This window comes from Brevundimonas sp. TSRC1-1, from assembly GCF_049898245.1.
Taxonomy (GTDB): Bacteria; Pseudomonadota; Alphaproteobacteria; order Caulobacterales; family Caulobacteraceae; genus Brevundimonas; species Brevundimonas mediterranea_A.
In genome coordinates this window covers 99192-118898 of sequence record NZ_JAFCXI010000003.1, presented here as the reverse complement: position 1 = coordinate 118898, position 19707 = coordinate 99192, and the positions used below count along the sequence as shown (strand labels likewise).

The window sequence follows — 19707 nt, the reverse complement described above, 5'->3', positions numbered from 1 at the left end:
GGTCGCGAAGACCTACAGCCTCCCTTGGCGCGGGGCCATCACTGCGCCTATATGCGCTGAAGATAAGTGACGGGATCGATGATCGGTCCGCGTGAGGAGAACGAGCCATGGGCTCCATGAGCATCTGGCACTGGGCCATCGTCATTGTCGTCGTCGCCGTCCTGTTCGGTGGACGCGGCAAGCTGTCCGGCATCATGGGCGACGCCGCCAAGGGCATCCGCGCCTTCAAGGACGGCCTGAAGGACGACGACAAGAAGGACGGCCCGCACGACGGCGTCAGCTCGCTGCCCCGCACTGAGGCGGAAAAGGAAGAGCTGAAGCGCTAGTCGTCGTCTGTAAGGGCTGACGCATGGGCGGGCTCGGCCCCGGTATCGGGGGCTTCGAATTAGTGGTGATCGGCCTGGTGGCCCTGCTTGTGGTGGGGCCAAAGGATTTGCCTGTTCTGATGCGTCGCGTCGGCCAGATGGTCGCCAAGGCGCGCGCCATGGCCAACGAGTTCCGCTCCAGTTTCGACGAGATGGCGCGTCAGTCCGAACTGGACGACCTGCGCAAGGAGGTCGAGGCGCTGCGGAGCGGGCAGGGGGCCATGTATCCCCTGGGCGCAGACGCCGATGCGGCCTTCAAGGACATCAACGCCGGCCTGACCGGGCCGGGCGCGCCGGCCGCCCTGCCGGCGCCGAGCGCCGAGGCGCCGATCATGACGCCCGCAGCCGACGAATGGCCGGACACCCCGCCGCTCGTTGAGCCGACGCCGACGATTGAGTCCAAGACGAAGCGCGCAACGGCGAAGACCGCCGCCAAGTCCGCCGTATCGGCAACGGCCGAGATTAAGCCCAAGCCGCGACCGAAGGCGAAGCCGAAGGCCGCGTCCACGGCCACGATCCCCGCGACCAAGACGCCCGCCAAGCCCCGGACCCCGCGCAAGAAGGCCGTCGAGCTTTGACTTTTTCCGATCGTGACGAGGCCGAGATCGAGGCGTCGCGCGCGCCGCTGATGGACCACCTGATCGAGCTCCGCAGCCGGTTGCTGATCTGCGTGATCGCCTTCGGCCTGGGCTTCATCCTGTGTTTCGCCTTCGCCAACCAGATCCAGATCGCCCTGATCAAACCCTATCAGGCGGCGGCGGCCATTCATGCGGCGGCCCTGGCGTCCGGCGGACACGCCAACCCGCTGGAGCTGATCGCGACCATGACTGGTCTGCGCCCCTATCCGCCCGGCAGCGCCGCCGTGGTGCAGCTGATCGCCACCGCGCCGCTGGAGCAGTTGTTCACCAAGATGAAGATCGCGGCCTTCGGCGCGGCGGTCCTGACCTTCCCGGTCATCGCCTGGCAGATGTACCGGTTCGTCGCGCCGGGCCTGTACCGAAACGAGCGGGGGGCCTTCCTGCCGTTCCTGATCGCGGCGCCGGTGATGTTCTGCCTGGGCGGGGCGTTGGTCTATTATGTCATGCTGCCCTTCGTCATGCTGTTCTCGCTGGGTCAGCAGGTGGTCAGCGACGGGATTTCCGTGGCCCAGACGACCAAAATCTCGGACTATCTGAGCCTGGTGACCTCGCTGCTGCTCGCCTTTGGCCTGTGCTTCCAGCTGCCGGTCGTGACGACCCTGCTGGGTCTCGCCGGCATGATCAGTTCCAAGGCCATGGCGGCCGGGCGGCGCTATGCGATCGTCGCCGTGGTGGTGGTCGCCGCCGTGGTGACGCCGCCGGACCCCATCAGCCAGCTGATGCTCGCCGTGCCCCTGGTCATCCTCTACGAGGTCTCGATCTGGTGCGTGCGGCTGATCGAACTGCGCCGCAGGAAGGCGGATGACGAGGACGGGCTGGCCTCGGCCTGAGCCCCGTCGCTCTAGCCCCGCTTCTTGCCGTCCGCGTGATCGACGGGGCAGACCCGTCGTGAGCCGGTCTGGCGGAAGGGCGACAGTCTGAGCTTGGACTCATGGTCGGCCGGCCCGGCATGGCCCTCCGGATGCAGTCCGCGATAGTAGAGTTTCTGCCATTGATCGGCGGGGGCCGTAGGCTTGGTCTTCTTGACCCACTCCTGGAAGGCCAGCCGCGAGGCTCGCCAGGCGTCGAAGGTCTGCAGCATCTCGGGCTGGTCCTCCATCGGCCGCAACTCCGGCTTCAGCCGGTCCAGCACGCCGCGCGGGGTGGGGAAGAAGAAGCAGAAGGGCTCGTTTTCCTCGAACCGGATCCAGACGTCGGGGCGGGTGAAGCGCCAGTTCATGGTGAAGGTGTAGGGCGACCAGTCCGTCTCGATCACCCCGCCCATCGGGGCGATGCCGTCCTTCATGGCGTTGGGCGGGCCGCCGACCCACAGGTTCCAGCCTTCCGAGGTGCGCATGATGCCGTCGACGTGGAAGGTCAGGGTCCCGCTGCCGAACAGGGAGACCGGACCCCGCTTCGGGTCCGAGCCGGGATCGAGCACGATCTCGACCGAGCTGGCGTCAACGCCGCCATGCCAGCGGGCCTTGAAGCCGCAGGGGCTGAGCATCTCCCAGCCGTGGGTGTTGGCGATGGCGAGGGGCAGGCAGCGATAGGCGAAACTGTCGGGCGTCTCAGTCATCCAGTCGCGCTTGGGCGAGGCCGGGGCCACGCGCGGGGCCCAGCCCTCGCGGACATAGCAGACCAGTTCGGTTTCAGCCGCGCGAACCGGGGCGCCCTTGGGACGCGCTGGAACAGACCCCTTCAAACGCTTGGTCATTTCTAGTCTCGTATGCCGCCAACCTGGCCCTGTGGAGCGGGCGCTTTGGCTTTAGGACAGCCGCATGTCCAACCCGTGACGGTTACGCGGGGAAAAGAAAAACCCCGGATGACAGACCATCCGGGGCTCTCCTGAAGTCAGACTGCCGGGTCGATCAGCAGCTGTAGTACATGTCGAATTCGACCGGGTGCGGGTGCAGTTGCAGGCGCATCACCTCTTCCATCTTCAGCTCGATGTAGCTGTCGATGAAGTCGTCGTCCATGACGCCGCCCTTCTTGAGGAAGGCGCGGTCCTTGTCGAGGTTCTCGAGGGCTTCGCGCAGCGAGCCGGAGACCTCGGGGATCGAGCCGCGCTCTTCCGGCGGCAGGTCGTACAGGTTCTTGTCGGCGGGCGCGCCCGGATCGATGCGGTTCTCGATCCCGTCTAGGCCGGCCATCAGCAGGGCGACGAAGGTCAGATAGGGGTTGCCCATCGGGTCTGGGAATCGGGCTTCCAGACGCTTGGCCTTCGGCGACGAGACGTGCGGGATACGGATCGAGGCCGAACGGTTGCGGGCCGAATAGGCCAGTTTCACCGGGGCTTCATAGCCGGGGACCAGACGCTTGTAGCTGTTGGTGGTCGAGTTGGCGAAGGCGTTGATGGCCTTGGCGTGCTTGATGATGCCGCCGATGTACCACAGGCATTCCTGCGACAGGCCGGCGTATTTGTCGCCGGCGAACTGGGGCTTGCCGTCCTTCCAGATCGACATGTGGACGTGCATGCCCGAGCCGTTGTCCGCAAACATCGGCTTGGCCATGAAGGTCGCCGACTTGCCATAGGCGGCGGCGACGTTGTGGATCACGTACTTATAGAGCTGCAGCCGGTCGGCCATGGTCAGCAGGTCCGAGAACTTCAGACCCAGTTCGTGCTGGGCCGGGGCCACCTCGTGGTGGTGCTTCTCGGGCTGGAGGCCCAGGTCGCGCATGACGCCCAGCATTTCGCCGCGCAGGTCCTGGCCGGAGTCGACCGGGTTGACCGGGAAATAGCCGCCCTTGGGCCCAGGGCGGTGGCCCATGTTGCCCTCGGTGTATTCGGCGCCGGTGTTGGCCGGCAGCTCGGTCGAATCATACGAATAGGAGGTGTTGTGCGGCTGGGTCGACCAGCGCACGTCGTCGAAGATGAAGAACTCGGCTTCCGGGCCGAAATAGACCATGTCGCCCACGCCCGAGGACTGGACATAGGACAGGGCCTTCTTGGCCATCGAGCGGCTGTCGCGGTTGTAGGGTTCGCCGGTGTCCGGGTTCAGCACGTCGCAGAACAGGAACATCGTGGTCTGCTGGTAGAACGGGTCGATATAGGCCGTGGTCAGGTCCGGCTTCAGCAGCATGTCGGACTCGTTGATGGCCTTCCAGCCGGCGATGGACGAGCCGTCGAACATCGTGCCTTCGTTCAGGAAGTCCTCATCGACCAGGTCGATGTCGAAGGTGACGTGCTGCAGCTTGCCGCGGGTGTCGGTGAAGCGAACGTCGACGTATTTGACGTCCTTCTCCTTGATCTCCTTGAGGATCTTGCTGGCGCTCATTCTCGGAAGTCCTGTTTTCTTGGTCGTTGGGGAGGAACCGATCGATCAGCGCATGGACGCGCCGGCCGCCGGAGGAGGGGTACGCGAACTCAGACGGCCTGGGCCCCGGTCTCGCCGGTGCGGATACGGATCACCTCGGCGACGTCGGACACGAAAATCTTGCCGTCGCCGATCTTGCCGGTGCGGGCCGAGGTCTGAATGGCCTCGACGACCGCTGGGGCGAGATCGTCGGCGACGACCACCTCGATCTTGATCTTGGGCAGGAAGTCGATGACGTATTCGGCGCCGCGATACAGCTCCGAATGACCCTTCTGGCGGCCATATCCCTTGGCCTCCAACACAGTCATGCCTTGCACGCCGACGTCCTGGAGCGCCTCTTTGACGTCATCCAGCTTGAAAGGCTTGATGATGGCTTCAATCTTCTTCATGGCGACCCCTGAGCGGCGTGCGGAATGCAGCGGCGCTCGGGCGGGAATGGGACACATCAAGGCCGTTCAAAGCAAGCGGTTTTCGCAGAAAAGTCACGGATATTCGGAGCCCGGATGATAGAAACCAACGACCCGGCGATCTGGCGCAATTTTCTTCCGTGGCCGGGCGCGGAAACGCACAAGCATGCGCGGGGGCGCCTTGGGGTCGTCTCGGGTCGGGCGCACCAGACCGGGGCGGCGCGACTGGCGGCGCGGGCCGGACTGCGGATCGGGGCCGGGGTGGTGCGTATCTACTGCCCCCCCGACGCCGTCGCTGTGATCGCCCCGGCGATCGAGGCCGTCATGCTGACTCCTTTCGCCTCGGCCGAGGCCCTGGCGCGCGAGGTCGAGGAGATGGACGCGGTCGTGGTGGGCCCGGCGGCGGGGTTGGACGAGGCGACCGTGGCCAATATCCAGGCCCTGGCGTCCAGCGGCGCCGCCCTGGTGATCGACGCCGACGGCCTGTCGGTGTTCAAGGGGCGCAGCGCCGAACTGTTCGCCCTGCTGGACCGCGATGATGTTCTCACCCCGCACGAGGGTGAGTTCGAACGCCTCTTCCCGGGTTTGCTTCACAGGGGGCGAGTGGCCGCCGCAGCCGAGGCGGCGGAGCGCGCCCAGGCCGTCGTGGTGCTGAAGGGCGCCGAGACCGTCATCGCCGCGCCGGACGGTCGTCTCCGCATCAATCGCAACGGGTCGCCCTGGCTGGCCACAGCAGGAACCGGCGACGTCCTGTCCGGGATGATCGGCGGTCTGATGGCCCAGCGCATGGACAGTTTCGACGCCGCCTGCGCCGCCGTGTGGATCCACGCCGACGCCGCCGACCGATTCGGACCGGGCCTGATCGCCGAGGACCTGAGCGAGACTTCGCCGGTCTCGCTCAGGGCGTTGTGGATGGCTGATCGCCAAGGGTGAGGGCGTCGCGGACGTCCTGCCCCTGACGAATTCTGAAAACCCCTGCGATCCCATTGTGGAACGCGCATCTGGAGCCTGCGCGACCGCCAGGCCTGGACTGCGGGGCTGTTTCAAAACGGGACTATCGGAAGACGCCTGCAGCGCCTATTGCAGACCCCCTCAGGTGAAAAGGGTCTGTATTACATATGAGTTTTGCCTCGGGGGCGGTGCTGCGGCCCGGCCAGTCCGCGCTCGCGGCGTCGTCGAAGGTCGGGCTGGGCACGGTGTTGCTTCTGGCGTCTGTGCAGTTCGCGGCCTTTGTGGATCGCGCTGTGCCGTCTGTCGTCGCTGGGGCGCTGAAGGGCGAGTTCGACCTGACGGACCGCCAGATCGGCGCTCTGCAGGGCCCGGCCTTCGCCCTGACCTATGCGGCGGCCATGCTGGCGGCGGGGCACTGGGGGCGGCGGATCGAGCCCTTCCGGCTGATGGCGCTTTGCGTGGCCGTCTGGACGGTCGGCGGCGCGGCCTTCGCTCTGGCCTCGAGTTATGAAGCCCTGATGGCGGCGCGGATGGTGCTGGGGGTCGGCCAGGCCGCCTTTGGGCCTGCCGCTCTTATGATCCTTGGGTCGTCGAGCGTCGGCATGGGGCGGGCGCGCGCCGTTTCCATGTTCACGAGCGGATCGGCCGCCGGGCGAAGCGGCAGCTTCTTTCTGGTGGGCGCAATTCTGTTGCTGGTGGGAGGGCAGACCGTGGCGGGCCTTTCACCCTGGCGCTCGGCCTCCCTGATTCCGATCCTGCTCAACCTCGGCCTGATCGGCGGCCTTCTCTGGAAGGCGCGGGGGCGTCGGATGGTTTCCGCGGAACCGACGCGGGGCCTGCGCACGGCCGTCAGCTGGCTCGCCGGGGACGGACGAGCGGTTTTCGGGCTTATGGGGGCAAGCGCCGGGTGCGTGCTGTCGATTCAGGCGGCGGGCGCCTGGATGCCCTCCATCCTTGCGCGCGCGCATGAACTCAGCAGCGGTCACGCCGCGATCGCGATCGGCGGCGTGGTGCTGGTCGCGGCTCCTGCGGGCCATTTGACGGCCGGATGGCTGTTGGGGCTCGAACGCATGAAGGCGTCGGGACCGGCGCCGGTCATGGCAGGCGCCTTGGCCGTTTCAGTGCTCGCCGCCTTCGGATTGATGACCACGACCTGGCTGCCGATGACGCTTGCATGCCTGAGTCTGCTGGTCGCGAGCAGCGGCATGGCCGCCGCGTCCGCGCTGATCGGATTGCAGCCGCTGACGCCCGATCCGATCCGCAGCGGGGTGAACGCCATCTTCCTGGCCGCCGTGTCCGTCGTCGGCGTCGGACTGGGGCCGTGGGTCACCGGCGTGGTCAGCGACCGGAATATCGATACGCGGTTCGGTCTTGCGACCAGCCTGGCGTGTGTCGTCATGGTTGTAGCTGCGGCCGTGATTCCCCTCGCGCTCTGGCAAGGCCGACGCTGGATTTCCGGTCCAAATACCCCTGGTTTCGGGTCTGAACCCCCTCGAATGCCGGTGGCGTTTAATTCCCCAATCAGGCGAAATACATAAAAACGCTGAGGAAAAATATATCGTCCACAGCGATATACCCAAATCTGGCGACGCTTAATGTTTTCTTAACTGCAACTGTCCGGTCAGCGAGACGCCCGAACCCAGGGCGCCGCGGGGGGACGGGCATTGCACGCTATCCAGCACGCGAATGTCGGCGGTGAGCCGACGTGGATGCGCCGCCGTGCGCGACACCCAGCCGGTTACGCCGCCCTCGGTCTGGCGATCCTCGCCGTCCTCGCATCCGCAGCGCCTGCCGCCGCGCAGGACGCCGGCGTCGACATCACCGTCTCAGCCGTCATTCCAGGTCGGTGTGGTTTCAGCCGGATTGCGCCGACGCCTCTGCGCGGCGTCCCCCCGGATCTTGAGACGGCCCAGACCTTCAGCGTCTCTCTGCCGCTCGACTGCAACACGCCTTTCGCCGTCGGCGTTCGGGGTGAAAAGGGCCGTCTGGTCAACACCACCGGCGCACCCGACGGGTCGGGATACGCCTTCGACAAGACCTATGGCGTCCGGCTGACGCTGGAAACCAGCGAAGGCGACGTGCGCAGCGGTCGCTGCCTGTCCGACCAGATCGTGGCCGGTGGAAACTGCGATTTCGCGTCGGATCAGCCGGGCAGGGGCCTGGGCTCTGGCTCAGGCATCGCGGCGCCGGGCGGCGTGACCCTGACCATCGACTGGCCGGACCAGTCCACGCTGAACCAGCGCCTCGCCGCGGGCGACTACAGCGACACCATCACTCTGGTCGTCGGAGCGCGCGCCTGATGCGCACGCCCTCGGCCGGATCGGCGCATCGCGCCCTATCGAATTCGTCGACCGCATATCGCGGGCGACGGAGCCCTCGACGGGCCTTCCGCCCGCTCGAAAACACGCCGGGCTTCTCCGGCGCTCAATCCAAGACGGAGACTACCCTATGAAGCGTATCGTTTTCGCGGCCTCGGCCGCTGCTATCGCCCTGACCGCCGCCGGCGCCGCCTCGGCTCAAGACAGCCAATCCGTCGCGATCAACGCCTCGGTCGCCGCCAAGTGCGGCGTCTCGGCTCAAGCCACCACCGTGACCCTGGCCGGCGACCTGACCGACTCGGAAGCCAAGGTCCGCAGCGGCGTGACCACTGAAATCGCAGACGCCCTGAACGGCGCCCGCATCATCGCCTTCTGCAACGGCGTGAACAACTCGGTCACCGTCGACCGCGCCGTTCTGGCCCGCACCGGCGCCACCGGCAACGGCCTGACCGAGGGCGGCTTCGCCCAGTTCATCCGCTACAACCTGGACACCACGATCAACGGCCTGGCCCTGGACACCACCAGCACCGCCGGCGCCTCGAACGTGGCCCAGCGCTTCGGCGGCCACGTCAGCCTGAGCGACAGCAACACCCACGTTCGTTTCGCCCAAGCGGCGTCGAACGGCGGCGCTGTGGCGACGTCGGGCGGTTCGAGCGACATCGCGACCAACTGGGGTTCCAACACCGACCGTAGGCTGGCCGCTGGCGCCTACACCGGCTCGGTCAATGTGACCGTTGCTCCGGGCGCCTAAGCCCCAATAAGCGCCGACGTTCCCACGGGGCGTCGGCGTCCGTCGGACCGGTCCCCCCGCACAGGGCCGGTCCGACCCCCTTTGGATCCACCAGGTAGTTTCCCATGATGCCCGCCGCCGCCCGACGCCTCGTCGGAGTCCTTCTAACTGCTGCGGCCTTGCTGGCCTCGGGCATTCCCGCCACGGCGTTGAATGTTCAGCCGGTGATCATCGATCTCCTGTCTTCTGGCCGGCGCACCTCGACGGTGCTGACGCTCCAGAACACTTTTTCCACCACAGTTCCCGTCGAGCTGACCGCCCGCCGGTTGGACGTCGTCGACGGCGAATTGCGCGAAACCGATGTCGAGGCCGAAGACCTTCTGGTCTTCCCGGCCCAGGCCACCGTGGAGCCGGGCCAGTCCCAGGCGTTCCGGATTCAGTGGGTCGGCGACCCCGAGATCCAGGCCAGCCAGCACTTCTTCGTCATGGTCGCCCAGTTGCCTGTCGTGCTGCCTGAAAACCAGAACGCGATTCAGGTGCTGTATAATTTCAAGGTTCTGGTCAGCGTCGGCGCGCCCGGAGCCGTGTCCGCCCTCGCGGTCCAATCGGTGGCGATCGAGACGGGCGAGGACGGCGTCGGCCGCCCTGTGCTCATGGTCAGCAACTCCGGCAACACCTACGGCTATGTCGGCAAGAACCGTCTGACCCTGGTGCAGCGCGCGCCGAATGGCGACGAGATCCTGCGCGAATCCTGGGAGCCCGAGCAACTGCAGCAGCTGATGGGCCTGGGCCTGGTGCCTTCGGGCGCCACGCGCCGGCTGCCGATCAATATTCGCCTGCCGCAACCCAATGGCGCTGTGACGGTCGAACTGACGCCGGTTCAGGATCGGTGATCGTGTGATCGACGCTCAACCGCCTTCCTATTATTCCGCCGCATCAGAGGCGGCGTTCGAGGTGATGCAGACCGCACCCCCGTCGCCGGCGCTGAACCCTTCCGGCCGCGACGTCTACCTCGGCGGACCGCTGAAGGACGGCCCCTTCATCCTGGGCGAGATTTCTTACCTGCTGACCGCCGACGCGCGTATCCAGGTGGACGTCGATCCGCTTCTGGACCTGCTTCAGCCTGTGATTTCGCCGGCCTCCTGGCAGGCGCTGGCCAGCGCCCTGGCGGGCCGGCAGCGGGTCTCGACCGTCGAACTGACGGACCTCGGCTTTCCGATCGCCTATGATCCGGCCACCTTCGGTCTGACGCTGTCGATCAGCCCTGATGTGCGGCCCAGAACCAGCCTGAGCATTTCCGGGGGACGTGAACAGTTTCGCGGGCCCGTGGCCAAGCCCGCAAACCTTTCGGCCTATGTGACCACCTATCTGACGACCGACTATGTACATGTGGGCGAAGACACCGGCTTCGGCACGCCCAGCCTGCTGATCGACAGCGCGGTCCGATTCCGGGGGGTCGTCCTCGAGAACGAAGCGACCCTGGAGGATTCGTTCATCCGCGAGGGTACGCGTCTGGTCTACGACGACGTCGCACGCACCGGGCGCTGGACGGCCGGTGATCTGAGACCCCAGGCGCGGGGTTTTTCGGGGGCCAGCCCTATCGCGGGCCTGTCGCTGGAGCGGGTCTACGCCGATCTCGATCCCCAACGGAACATCCAGCCGAGGGGCCAGCGGTCCTTCACCCTGGTACGGCCTTCGACGGTGGAGGTGTTCATAAACGGCCGCTCGGTGCAGCAGACGCGGCTGAACCCCGGCTCCTACGACGTCAGCGACTTTCCCTTCGCCCAGGGCGGCAATGACGTGCGGCTGGTGATCCGCGACGATGCGGGCGTCGAGAGCGTGTTCTCATTCTCCATCTTCTTCGACCGAAGCCTGCTTGCGGCCGGCTTGACGGAATTCGGCTTCTACGCGGGCACGCGAACCGACTTCGATCAAGGCGGCCGGAAATACTCGGGGGACGCGGCCGGGTCGGGCTTCTATCGGCGCGGCCTGACCGACGATCTGACGGCGGGCGCCAACTTCCAGGCCAGCGCACGCGGCGGCGTGGTGGGCGGTGAAATCGTCTGGGCGGCGCCGATCGGCACGATCGGCATGAATCTGGCTGGATCGTCCATCGCCGATATCGGCGAAGGCTATGCGTTGAACCTCAGCTTCGAACGCGTCTTCGGCGCCGACCGAAGCAGCGCCCGTTCCTTGAACGCCACGGTCCAAACCATCAGTGAATCCTTCGCCACGCCCGGCGTCGAACTGGCGGACAATCCCTTCGCCTATGAGGCCGGGGTCACCTATTCGCAGTCGATCGGCACGACCCAGTATGTGTCGGCGGACGTCTTCTATTCCGTGGGGCGGGGCGCACGAGAAGACCAGGCGTCGGCCCGCGCAAGCTACGGCTGGCGCGCCAGCGGCCGGCTGCTGTTCAATGCCGAGGCGAATTTCGAGAAGCGTCAGAACCGCACCGAGACCGGCATCCGGTTTGGCCTCACCTATCGCATGGGCTCCTACGCCAGCGCGACGGCGGAGGTCGACAGTCGCCGCAATCGGGCGCGTGTCGGGTACCAGACCTCGCGCGGACGGGGCGTCGGCTCCTGGAGCGCGGCGGCGAACCTGGACACGTCCGAAGACGCGGCCGGGGTCAACGGGTCGTTCACAGCCCTGCTGAACCGCGCCGAAATCGGCGGGTCCCATCTGACGTCGTTCAACGCCGACAGCGGCGAAATTTCGGATCAGCGGACTTCATTCCGGGCCGGGGGCGCGCTGGTCTATGCGGACGGCAAGATGGCCGTGTCGCGTCCGATCTACGACAGTTTCGCCCTGTTCGCGCCGCACGCCAGCCTGAACGATTCCCAAGTCTATGTGGAGCCCCGCGAGGGGAACTACACCGCGCGGTCCGGTCGGCTGGGCGGGGCCGTGACGCCTGAACTCAGCGCCTATTCGCCGCGCACGGTGATGTTCGACGTGCCGGATGCGCCTACCGGCTACGACATCGGCGCCGGCTCGGTGCAACTGCTGCCGCCCTACCGTTCCGGCTATCTGATCACCGTCGGTTCGGACTATTCGGTCTCGGCCACCGGCCAGCTTGTCCAGGCGGACGGCGCGCCGCTGAAGCTTCTGGTCGGCACGGCCTATGAGATGGCGCGACCGGATCAACCCGGCGTGCGGATGTTCACGAACAACGCCGGCCGCTTCGCCGTTCAGGGCCTTCGGCCGGGCCGTTGGCGGATCGAGGCCGGGGTCGACGGCGCGCAGACCTATATGATCGTCATTCCCGCTGGCGCGGACGGCCTGGTCCGTCTGGGCGTCATCACACCGGAGCCCCGCCCATGAAGATCGTTTTGCCGACCGGTCTCGCCGCGCTCGCCCTGATGTTCGCGCCCGCCGCCGCACAGGCCGGATGCGCAGGGTTCGAGTCGCAGGGAACGGGCCTGTCCGTTCGCTACGATCCGTTCTCGGGTGCGCCAATCAATCATGCATTCAACATCCGGGTCAGCCGGACCGATCCTTCCGTGACGGCCGTCCGCTTCATCCTGGTCGACCCTGACCCCCGGGGCGGTCGTTCGCAGTTCGGGGCGGGCGGGCCACAGGGTTACGATGTCGAGTGGGCGCGTGACTCTTCCCGGCCGGTGTTTTTCAGCGGCGCAGAACAGCCCAATGCGACCAATGGCGCCGTGGTCAGCTTCAAGGCCGGGCCTGCGGGCGACGTCGTCAACGAGAGTTTCCGGCTGATGGCGCCGGCCGGCCAGTCTGTCGGATCGGGAGACTATTACGAACCGCTCGAGGTTCGTTACGTCTGCTACTCGGGTGACGAGCGGCTCGACGCGGCGGAGATTCAGCAGGCCGGCCGGGTCGCGCTGGACCTGGAGACGCCGGACATGATTTCGGCCTTTATCGGATCCGCAGGCATGCGACGGGGCGAGATCGACCTGGGCGTCCTGAACCCCGATCAGTCCTCCAGCGGAACCGTGGTCGTGACCGCGCAGTCGACCTCGCCCTACGAGTTGAGCGTGTCGTCGAAATGGGGTGTGCTGCGTCGTGGCGACGCGGATGCCGCCGGCCTTCGCTATTCGATGCGTCTGGGCGGAATTCCGGTCGATGCGGGGGCGGCTCTGGTCTGCGACCGCACGCCGGCGCCGTCTGGCCGCAGCCATCCGCTGCAGGTCACGGTCAGCGGCGAGGACGTGTCCGCCCAGCCCGCCGGCGCCTACAGCGACGTGGTGACCCTGACCTTTTCTCCGCGGCTCGGGCTGTCGCCCGGCGCCGGCTGTTCGATCTAGAAGATCATGCCCTTGGCTTCGGCCCGGAGGCTCAGGCTCATGGCGTCCTGAGGCGACGACAGGATGATGCCGAGGTCGCGCTGGCGGAACGCCGGCTGATTGCTGTCGATGATGACTGTCTGGGTGGCCGTCGAGGAAAGCGGCACACGCTGGCCGTCGACCACGGCGAAGGCGTCGACCAGGCCGGCGGGATGGTTGAGGATCAGGCGATAACCCTCGACGTTGTTGCAGAGCTCGGTCATCCGGCCCAGGCCGGTTTCGCCGGTTTCGAAGGCGGGGATGACGGCCGCGCCGACCTCGACCCGGCAGATGGTTCGAGCTGTCGCTCGAATGCCGATCGAAACCCCGCCGGCGAGGGCAGGGGCGACGCCCAGCAGGGAGACGGCCGCTGCAAGCGTGGCCGTTTTCAGAATGTCAGAGCGCGAAACCATCAGGCGTCCTTCCAGGAGCGAGGCTTCACATTTATCCGCTACGCCTGAAAGTCACTTTAACCGGCGTGGTCAACGCCGGTTTACCTTACCTCGACCATCCAGGACGCCCAGCGCCGTTTGATCGTCTCCAGGCGACGCGTCGGGTCATCGACCATCTGGCGGTAGGCGGCGGGGGATAGGCCGAAGCGGGCGCGGAAACGGCTGCGCATGTCCGCTTCGTTGCGGAAGGCGTATCGGATCGCCAGTTCGGCGAGCGGCGTGGTGTCGTCCGAGCGATCCAGCGTGGTGCGAACCGCCGCCAGCCGCCGGCTTTGAATGAAACTGTCGACGCCGCCGTGGGGCGCGAGCAGCCGGTATAGCGTGGCCCTGGAAACGCCGGTCTCCCTGGCGATGACGCCGGCATTGAGGCCGGGGTCGCCGAGACCTTGTTCGATGATCCTCTGGATAGCCTCGCGGCGATCAAATTCCATCCGCCGTTTCGAAGCCGTGGCGCCGCCGCCTGTCGGGCCGATGGCGAGCCCCAGCAGATCCACAAAGGTCCGGGACACCGTCGGAAGCGCATCATGCTCGAGCGCGCCGGCCCGGCGACACAAGGAAAGAAGATAGTCCCCCAGCAGACCGGCCTGATCGGGGTCCAGCACCCGGCCATGCAGGCCGTTGGCGGCGCCGGCCGCAGCCTCGATCAGATCACGGGCCACGCTGACCGTGATCAGACGTCCATCCGGGATCGTGGTTCGGGTCTGTCGGCGAAGATCCTGAAGCACCAGGTCGCCCGGGTGGGCCTGTTCGAAACCGCTGACCTCGCTGCCGACGAGAACGCCCTCGACCACCAGATGAACGACGAAATGGGAAAAGCCGTTGAGACCGACGCGCTGCGCCGGACGGGCGTGCCCGACGCCCGTCAACCGGCGATCAAACAGGATGAGACGATCCAGGCGATGAGCCGTGACCTCAGCAGACACGGTCTGTCCGCTTGAGACCACGTCCGCGCCGCCGTCATAGAGGTTGCGATAGGTTTCGGCGGCTTCGGGCGGCGTCAGGCCTTGTGTCGAAAAGCTGAAGCTTTCGATCATGATCCGGCGTTGGCCCGTCGGGGGCTCCGCGCCTGGTCTGTCGGAAGCGATCCTGGGCGCCCAACGGGCAAGACGGAAAGGGGGGAGGTGAATCCCTGTATGGTACGCGGCACTGACTATCCTGATCTCGGCCAGATTATGATGCAGGATTGGCGCCGTCCTCAGCAGACGAAGCGAATCCGTTCTTCCAGTCTCAATCGTGAGATCAAGGGCGCAATACCCACACTTGGGGATGGGGCGTACTTATAGCCAAGCCAGACTATTAATCTCTGGTAAACCATGTCGCTCCCGATGACTTCTCGGCTCGTTGCGCTGGCAGGCGCAACGGGACGGGAGGATGAGGCTCCCTCTCTTCACCTGTCCCGTTGGTTCGCCAACCACGCCATCGCCTGCCTTTTCCTTTCCGCACAGACCCTGGAGGTGCTGGATGCGAACGCCGCAGCCATCCGTCTGGTCGATGCGTCTGACGAACTCGCGCTCAGCGGCGGCAAACTGGTCGTCCGGGGCAAGGCGGCGGCGGAACAGTTCCGCCGGTTCGTCTACAGTCTCGACGGAGCCCCCGAGATCCACATGGTCGGCGATCACCATCGGTCGCTTCTCATGCGCGTGGAAAGGGTCGACGAGACCGATGTGATCGCCGTTCAGCTTTTCCCGATCGCCCAGGACGAGGATCAAGGCCTGTGGGCGAACATGGGCGTGATCTTCGGCCTGACGCCGTCGGAGGATCGTCTGATCAAGCTTCTGGTCGGCGGCGCCAATATCAAGACCCTGTCTGAAGATCTCGGCATCAGCGTCGAGACCGCACGGACGCACGTCCGGCGTTCCTATTTGAAAATCGGAGTGAGCAATCGCGAGCAACTGTTCGCCGCCGTCGCGCCCTACCGGCTCAAGGGTTGATCGTCGCGCCGCCTTGGAGCTGAACGGCGCATCCTCTTGAGCCGGCGCGTGGTGTTGATTGTCACAGTCGAGTTCTAAGCCCGGCGCAAGCAGCGCTGATGACGGCGCTGTCGTCTTCACGCTCGCCTGAACCGCACGTATTTCAAGCAGGCGGGTTCGACCGTTCCAAGTTAAACGGGGATCACCCATGCCCAAGATCGACCGCCGCGGCCTGTTGGCCGGCCTGACCGCCGCCGCCGCCTTTCCCTCGCTGGCGCGGGCCCTGAGCATCGCGCCGAAGGTGCGAACGGGTACGATCCAGGACGTCGAACATGTGGTCATCCTGATGCAGGAGAACCGCTCCTTCGATCATTATTTCGGCACGATGAACGGGGTGCGGGGCTTCTCCGATCCTCATCCGGCCCCTGCGCCCGGCGTCGACGGCCGCGCGCGCGACGTGCTGCTTCAACATGACGCCGGCGGCGAGGGGCCGGCCTGGCTGGCGCCCTTCCCGTTGAACACGCGCCAGACCTTCGCCCATATGCGGGTCGAGGGCACGCCGCACAGTTGGCCCGACGCCCAGGCGGCCTGGGACGACGGGCGGATGGGCCGCTGGCCCGAGGCCAAGCACGCCCATTCGATGGGCTATTATGAGCGGGCCGACATCCCGTTCCAGTACGCCATGGCCGACGCCTTCACCCTGTGCGACGCCTATTTCTGTTCGCTTCAGACCGGCACCAATCCGAACCGGGTCATGCTGTGGTCGGGTTGTAACGACGGGTCGGGCGAGCGCGGCGGTCCCTGTATCGGCAATTCGCACGACACCCTGCCGGGCGAGGGCGAGGCCATGGAGCCCTATCGCTGGACCACCTATGTCGAGCGGCTGCAGGCGGCGGGCATCGACTGGCGCGTCTATCAGGACATGGCCGACAACTTCACCGACAACCCCCTGGTCGGGTTCGAGGCCTTCCAGAAGGCGGTCGCCGGGGCGCCGGGGTCCGACCCGGCCCTGGTCGAGCGGGGCCTGACCACGCGGGCGCTGGACGGGCTGAAGGCCGATGTCCTGGCCGGACGTCTGCCGCAGGTGTCCTATGTCATCGCCACGGCCAGCGGCTCGGAACACCCCGGCCCGTCCAGCCCGGCCCAGGGCGCGGACTATACGGCCCAGGTGATCGACGCCCTGACCGCCGACCCCGAGGTCTGGGCGCGCACGGTCCTGCTGGTCAATTTCGACGAGAATGACGGCTTCTTCGACCATGTGCCGCCGCCGGCGCCGCCGTCGCGCGATACGGCGGGCGGACTGAAGGGCGGCTCGACCGTCGATCTGGCGGGCGAATATCACCTTCAGCCCAGCCCCGCCGACGCGCGTCTGGACCTGCCGGAATACCGCGGCCGTCCCTACGGTCTGGGGCCGCGGGTGCCCATGTATGTGCTGTCGCCCTGGAGCCGGGGCGGTCGGGTCAATTCCGAGGTGTTCGACCACACCTCGGTGATCCGGTTTCTGGAGGCCCGGTTCGGGGTCATGGAGCCCAATATCTCGCCCTGGCGGCGCGCAGTGTGCGGCGACCTGACGTCCTGCCTCGACTTCTCCGGCGTGGACGCCCGGCCCGTGCCTCTGCCGGCGACCCAGGCGGACGCCACGCGCGCCGCCGCCCTGGACGGCCGCACCACCCCGCCGACCCCCGCCGAACCGACACGCCCGCACCAGGTCGCCGGCTTCCGCCCGGCCTGTCCCAGCGTCTACGCCCTGGAGTGCGAGCGCGAGACGGCGGGCGACCGGGTGCGGTTGAGCTTCGTCAACACGGGCAACCGCGCGGCGGTCTTTCATGTCTATGACCGGATGAACCTGGGGGCCGGGCCGCGCCGCTATACGGTCGAAGGCGGCCGACGGCTTCAGGACGCCTGGAGCACGGCCGGCGGCGTCGATCTGCAGGTCATGGGGCCGGACGGCTTCCACCGACGGTTCGTCGGCGCGGGGGACGAAGTCGTGTCCGCGCGCCTCGACTGGCGCGGCGCGGCGCCCGTTCTGGTCCTGACAGGCAGGGGCGCGGCGGAGGTGACGACCGGCGCAAGCGTTCGATCCCTCGCCGTCGACGGCGAACACCGGATGGATCTCGCCTGGGACGACGCCAACCATCGCTATGATATTGCGGTCGAAGCTGCGGGTTGGCGAAGCGAGTTCGCCGGGCGCGGGTGATCAATACAAAAAAAAGGGGCGGCGCGCTGATGCGACGCCGCCCCGACACGGTTTCCGCCCGGATCAGAAGCGGTAGGCGACGCCGACCCGCAGGTTGCGGCCCGGCAGAGGCGCGATGTCCTTGAGGAAGGACACGTGTTCGCGGGCTTCCTCGTCGGTCAGGTTGCGCGCCTCGGCGAAGACCGTGACGTTTCGATCCGTCAGCGGACGCCAGGCTGCGGCCAGGTTCAGCAGGGTGTAGTCGTCGGTCGGCAGTTCGTATTCGTTCGCGACCCGGTCCTGTTCCCCGACATGGCGCACCTCGACGCTGGCGTCGAACGGCGTGGAGGTCCAGGCGACACGGCCGGTCAGGGAATAGGGCGGAATACGCGCCGCCGGACCCAGGTCCGTCTGGGCGTGGACAAAGTCGGCGGCGGCTTCCAGCGACAGCTTGCGGTCGCCGTTCTGCCAGGCCGTGTAGGAGCCTTCGGCTTCGAAACCATAGAAGCGGGCGTCGGTCTGGACGAACTGATAGACCGGGAATTCCTCGTTCTCTTCCTCGAACAGGAAGGTTTCGCCCGTGGCCCGCTCGTCGATGAAGCCGTCGTACCACGAGTGGTAGACGTGCAGGTCGCCTGTGAACCGGCCGCGATCATAGTGCGCGGTGGCTTCGAGCGTATTGACCTTTTCGCTGTTCAGATTGACGTCGCCGGTCTCGTAGGCGGCGGTGGCGATGTGCACCCCGTCGGCGAAAAGCTCCACCTCGCTGGGCGCGCGTTCGTTGTGCGCCAGGCTCAGGCCCAGGAACAGGCCAGGCGCGGGCCGCAGGAAGGCGGCGGCCGAGGCCGACCAGTTGTCGAACGTGCGGTCCACCTGGCGGTCTTCGCCGATCGGCGTGGCGCTCAGTTCGCGACGATCATAACGCAGGCCGCCCTCGAAGCCGTAACCCTGGCGGTCCAGACGCTGGACCGTGTAGACGCCCAGTTCGTCGATGTCGGTCGTCGGAACGAAGGCTTCCTCGCCGATGGCCTGGAAGTTGCGCGAAAGGGACTGAACCCCGACCGCGCCGTTCCAATCGCCGCGCTTGCGTTGCACCAGATCGGCGCGGCCTTCCCAGCCGTCCGAGTTGAAGACGGTGCCGGGCTGGCCGACATCCTCAAACTCGGTGTGGGTGTAGTCCGCGTGGCCGTAGGATCCGCGCAAGGCCGAGAAGGGGCCGTCGTCGAAGCGATATTCGCCCCGAACATCATAGCGTTCCTGGTTCAGCTTGATGAAGACGGTCTCCTCGGCGACCGTGCCGTATTCACTGTCGGTATTCTTGTAGGAGGCGCCCAGGAATCCCTTGTCGCCGATATAGGATCCGCCGACGCCCCAGGCTTCCAGATCCGAATAGCTGTTGGGCTGGGATCCGCCTTCGCCCCGACCCACGCCGTCGGCGGCGGCCTTACGGGCGGACAGGGCCGGGGCGGGAATGTCGTAATCGTCCGACTTGCGCTTCACGCCATCGATGTTGAAGGCGAAATTGCCGCGGCCGAGGGTGACGCGGCCGAACGCGCTGCGGCCGTCGTCGACGCTGGACGCCTGGGTGGAGACGACGCCCGAGATACCGCCCTCGGGAATCGCAGTCGGGATGCGTTCGTCGATGACATTGACCACGCCGCCGATGGCCGATCCGCCATACACCAGCGTCGCCGGTCCGCGGATGATTTCGATGCGGCTGGCCTCGGCCGGGTCTGTGGCCACGGCGTGGTCGGGCGAGACTGAACTGGCGTCGATCAAGCCGATGCCGTTGGTCAACACCTGCACGCGGGGGCCGGAGAGACCGCGAATGACCGGGCGGCTCGCGCCGGGGGCGAAGTCGGTCGAACGGATGCCGGGGCGAGTGCTGACCAGATCGCCCAGAGACACGGCCGGCGCGGTGGCCAGGGTCTGGGCGTCGATCACGTCTGTGGCGATCGTCGTGGCGCGCTGGCTTATGCCATAGGGCGCGCCGGTGACGATGATGTCGTCAAGATCGACGGGCTTGGGGGCGGTCGGGGTCGGGGCGGTCTGGGCCGAAGTGGCGCCCGCGAGCAAGGCGGAGGCGGCGGCTCCAAGCAGCAAGGAGCGGGAGGAGGAAGTCAGACGCATGAGAAATCTTTCACCGGAGGGTGATGTAGTTATGAGATAACATCA

18 protein-coding genes are annotated in these 19707 nt (G+C 66.6%); 12 read left to right on the top strand and 6 right to left on the bottom strand.

The window, feature by feature from the left end; translation table 11 throughout:
* Positions 1 to 107 precede the first annotated feature (107 nt).
* From ACP7CK_RS10475 to tatC, 3 genes are read left to right on the top strand one after another with little or no spacing between them, the layout of a single operon-like run.
* A complete protein-coding gene (locus tag ACP7CK_RS10475; protein WP_035308509.1) occupies positions 108 to 326 on the top strand; it encodes a twin-arginine translocase TatA/TatE family subunit in 219 nt (72 codons plus the stop codon).
* Positions 327 to 349: 23 nt separating this feature from the next.
* A complete protein-coding gene (tatB, locus tag ACP7CK_RS10470; RefSeq protein ID WP_426025969.1) occupies positions 350 to 943 on the top strand; it encodes a Sec-independent protein translocase protein TatB in 594 nt (197 codons plus the stop codon).
* Positions 940 to 1833, top strand: a complete 894-nt coding sequence (gene tatC, locus ACP7CK_RS10465; protein ID WP_008258703.1) for a twin-arginine translocase subunit TatC — start codon at positions 940 to 942, stop codon at positions 1831 to 1833. The genes tatB and tatC overlap by 4 nt, the downstream gene beginning before the upstream one ends.
* 11 nt (positions 1834 to 1844) lie before the next feature.
* Here tatC and ACP7CK_RS10460 read toward each other — a convergent pair whose 3' ends face one another.
* The 3 genes from ACP7CK_RS10460 to ACP7CK_RS10450 form a co-directional block, all read right to left on the bottom strand.
* Positions 1845 to 2699, bottom strand: coding sequence for a DUF6065 family protein (locus ACP7CK_RS10460; RefSeq protein WP_426025968.1), 855 nt, complete (start codon positions 2697 to 2699; stop codon positions 1845 to 1847).
* A 154-nt stretch (positions 2700 to 2853) separates the two neighbouring features.
* On the bottom strand, positions 2854 to 4260 hold the full coding sequence (gene glnA, locus ACP7CK_RS10455; protein WP_008258959.1) for a type I glutamate--ammonia ligase: 1407 nt from the start codon (positions 4258 to 4260) through the stop codon (positions 2854 to 2856).
* 89 nt (positions 4261 to 4349) lie between these two features.
* Positions 4350 to 4688 carry a P-II family nitrogen regulator gene (locus ACP7CK_RS10450; protein WP_008261682.1) on the bottom strand — a complete coding sequence of 113 codons (339 nt, stop codon included), beginning with the start codon at positions 4686 to 4688 and terminating at the stop codon, positions 4350 to 4352.
* Between the two features lie 114 nt (positions 4689 to 4802).
* Between ACP7CK_RS10450 and ACP7CK_RS10445 the strand changes: the two genes are divergently transcribed.
* From ACP7CK_RS10445 to ACP7CK_RS10415, 7 genes are all read left to right on the top strand, one after another.
* Positions 4803 to 5639: an NAD(P)H-hydrate dehydratase gene (locus ACP7CK_RS10445; RefSeq protein WP_426025967.1), complete on the top strand. Its 837-nt coding sequence runs from the start codon at positions 4803 to 4805 to the stop codon at positions 5637 to 5639.
* Between the two features lie 206 nt (positions 5640 to 5845).
* Positions 5846 to 7195, top strand: coding sequence for an MFS transporter (locus ACP7CK_RS10440; RefSeq protein ID WP_426025966.1), 1350 nt, complete (start codon positions 5846 to 5848; stop codon positions 7193 to 7195).
* 171 nt (positions 7196 to 7366) lie between these two features.
* A complete protein-coding gene (locus ACP7CK_RS10435; protein ID WP_292148483.1) occupies positions 7367 to 7957 on the top strand; it encodes a hypothetical protein in 591 nt (196 codons plus the stop codon).
* Between the two features lie 148 nt (positions 7958 to 8105).
* On the top strand, positions 8106 to 8726 hold the full coding sequence (locus ACP7CK_RS10430; protein WP_035309562.1) for a hypothetical protein: 621 nt from the start codon (positions 8106 to 8108) through the stop codon (positions 8724 to 8726).
* Positions 8727 to 8830: 104 nt separating this feature from the next.
* Positions 8831 to 9598, top strand: a complete 768-nt coding sequence (locus tag ACP7CK_RS10425; protein ID WP_426025965.1) for a fimbria/pilus periplasmic chaperone — start codon at positions 8831 to 8833, stop codon at positions 9596 to 9598.
* Between the two features lie 4 nt (positions 9599 to 9602).
* A complete protein-coding gene (locus tag ACP7CK_RS10420) occupies positions 9603 to 12029 on the top strand; it encodes a fimbria/pilus outer membrane usher protein (RefSeq protein WP_426025964.1) in 2427 nt (808 codons plus the stop codon).
* On the top strand, positions 12026 to 12976 hold the full coding sequence (locus tag ACP7CK_RS10415; protein WP_426025963.1) for a hypothetical protein: 951 nt from the start codon (positions 12026 to 12028) through the stop codon (positions 12974 to 12976). The genes ACP7CK_RS10420 and ACP7CK_RS10415 overlap by 4 nt, the downstream gene beginning before the upstream one ends.
* Here ACP7CK_RS10415 and ACP7CK_RS10410 read toward each other — a convergent pair.
* Positions 12973 to 13407 carry a hypothetical protein gene (locus ACP7CK_RS10410; RefSeq protein WP_008259387.1) on the bottom strand — a complete coding sequence of 145 codons (435 nt, stop codon included), beginning with the start codon at positions 13405 to 13407 and terminating at the stop codon, positions 12973 to 12975. The two genes, ACP7CK_RS10415 and ACP7CK_RS10410, sit on opposite strands and share 4 nt — an antisense overlap.
* Before the next feature lie 80 nt (positions 13408 to 13487).
* Positions 13488 to 14480 (bottom strand): helix-turn-helix domain-containing protein, encoded by a 993-nt coding sequence (locus ACP7CK_RS10405; protein ID WP_372704470.1) that lies wholly within the window; start codon positions 14478 to 14480, stop codon positions 13488 to 13490.
* A 279-nt stretch (positions 14481 to 14759) separates the two neighbouring features.
* Between ACP7CK_RS10405 and ACP7CK_RS10400 the strand changes: the two genes are divergently transcribed.
* Together ACP7CK_RS10400 and ACP7CK_RS10395 are read left to right on the top strand one after the other, a co-directional pair.
* Positions 14760 to 15377, top strand: coding sequence for a helix-turn-helix transcriptional regulator (locus ACP7CK_RS10400; RefSeq protein ID WP_426025962.1), 618 nt, complete (start codon positions 14760 to 14762; stop codon positions 15375 to 15377).
* A 187-nt stretch (positions 15378 to 15564) separates the two neighbouring features.
* Complete coding sequence (locus ACP7CK_RS10395; protein WP_426025961.1) at positions 15565 to 17553, top strand: phosphocholine-specific phospholipase C; 1989 nt, start codon at positions 15565 to 15567, stop codon at positions 17551 to 17553.
* A 63-nt stretch (positions 17554 to 17616) separates the two neighbouring features.
* On the opposite strand, the gene ACP7CK_RS10390 is transcribed toward ACP7CK_RS10395, so the two are convergent.
* On the bottom strand, positions 17617 to 19662 hold the full coding sequence (locus ACP7CK_RS10390) for a TonB-dependent receptor (protein ID WP_426025960.1): 2046 nt from the start codon (positions 19660 to 19662) through the stop codon (positions 17617 to 17619).
* Between the last annotated feature and the right edge of the window lie 45 nt (positions 19663 to 19707).

What these genes read in the sequence shown, in the direction of transcription:
- ACP7CK_RS10475 (WP_035308509.1), top strand. Translation starts at nt 108, where the DNA reads ATGGGCTCCATGAGCATCTGGCACTGGGCCATCGTCATTGTCGTCGTC.
- tatB (WP_426025969.1), top strand. Translation starts at nt 350, where the DNA reads ATGGGCGGGCTCGGCCCCGGTATCGGGGGCTTCGAATTAGTGGTGATC.
- ACP7CK_RS10460 (WP_426025968.1), bottom strand. Translation starts at nt 2,699, where the DNA reads ATGACCAAGCGTTTGAAGGGGTCTGTTCCAGCGCGTCCCAAGGGCGCC.
- glnA (WP_008258959.1), bottom strand. Translation starts at nt 4,260, where the DNA reads ATGAGCGCCAGCAAGATCCTCAAGGAGATCAAGGAGAAGGACGTCAAA.
- ACP7CK_RS10450 (WP_008261682.1), bottom strand. Translation starts at nt 4,688, where the DNA reads ATGAAGAAGATTGAAGCCATCATCAAGCCTTTCAAGCTGGATGACGTC.
- ACP7CK_RS10445 (WP_426025967.1), top strand. Translation starts at nt 4,803, where the DNA reads ATGATAGAAACCAACGACCCGGCGATCTGGCGCAATTTTCTTCCGTGG.
- ACP7CK_RS10435 (WP_292148483.1), top strand. Translation starts at nt 7,367, where the DNA reads ATGCGCCGCCGTGCGCGACACCCAGCCGGTTACGCCGCCCTCGGTCTG.
- ACP7CK_RS10430 (WP_035309562.1), top strand. Translation starts at nt 8,106, where the DNA reads ATGAAGCGTATCGTTTTCGCGGCCTCGGCCGCTGCTATCGCCCTGACC.
- ACP7CK_RS10425 (WP_426025965.1), top strand. Translation starts at nt 8,831, where the DNA reads ATGATGCCCGCCGCCGCCCGACGCCTCGTCGGAGTCCTTCTAACTGCT.
- ACP7CK_RS10415 (WP_426025963.1), top strand. Translation starts at nt 12,026, where the DNA reads ATGAAGATCGTTTTGCCGACCGGTCTCGCCGCGCTCGCCCTGATGTTC.
- ACP7CK_RS10410 (WP_008259387.1), bottom strand. Translation starts at nt 13,407, where the DNA reads ATGGTTTCGCGCTCTGACATTCTGAAAACGGCCACGCTTGCAGCGGCC.
- ACP7CK_RS10405 (WP_372704470.1), bottom strand. Translation starts at nt 14,480, where the DNA reads ATGATCGAAAGCTTCAGCTTTTCGACACAAGGCCTGACGCCGCCCGAA.
- ACP7CK_RS10400 (WP_426025962.1), top strand. Translation starts at nt 14,760, where the DNA reads ATGTCGCTCCCGATGACTTCTCGGCTCGTTGCGCTGGCAGGCGCAACG.
- ACP7CK_RS10395 (WP_426025961.1), top strand. Translation starts at nt 15,565, where the DNA reads ATGCCCAAGATCGACCGCCGCGGCCTGTTGGCCGGCCTGACCGCCGCC.
- ACP7CK_RS10390 (WP_426025960.1), bottom strand. Translation starts at nt 19,662, where the DNA reads ATGCGTCTGACTTCCTCCTCCCGCTCCTTGCTGCTTGGAGCCGCCGCC.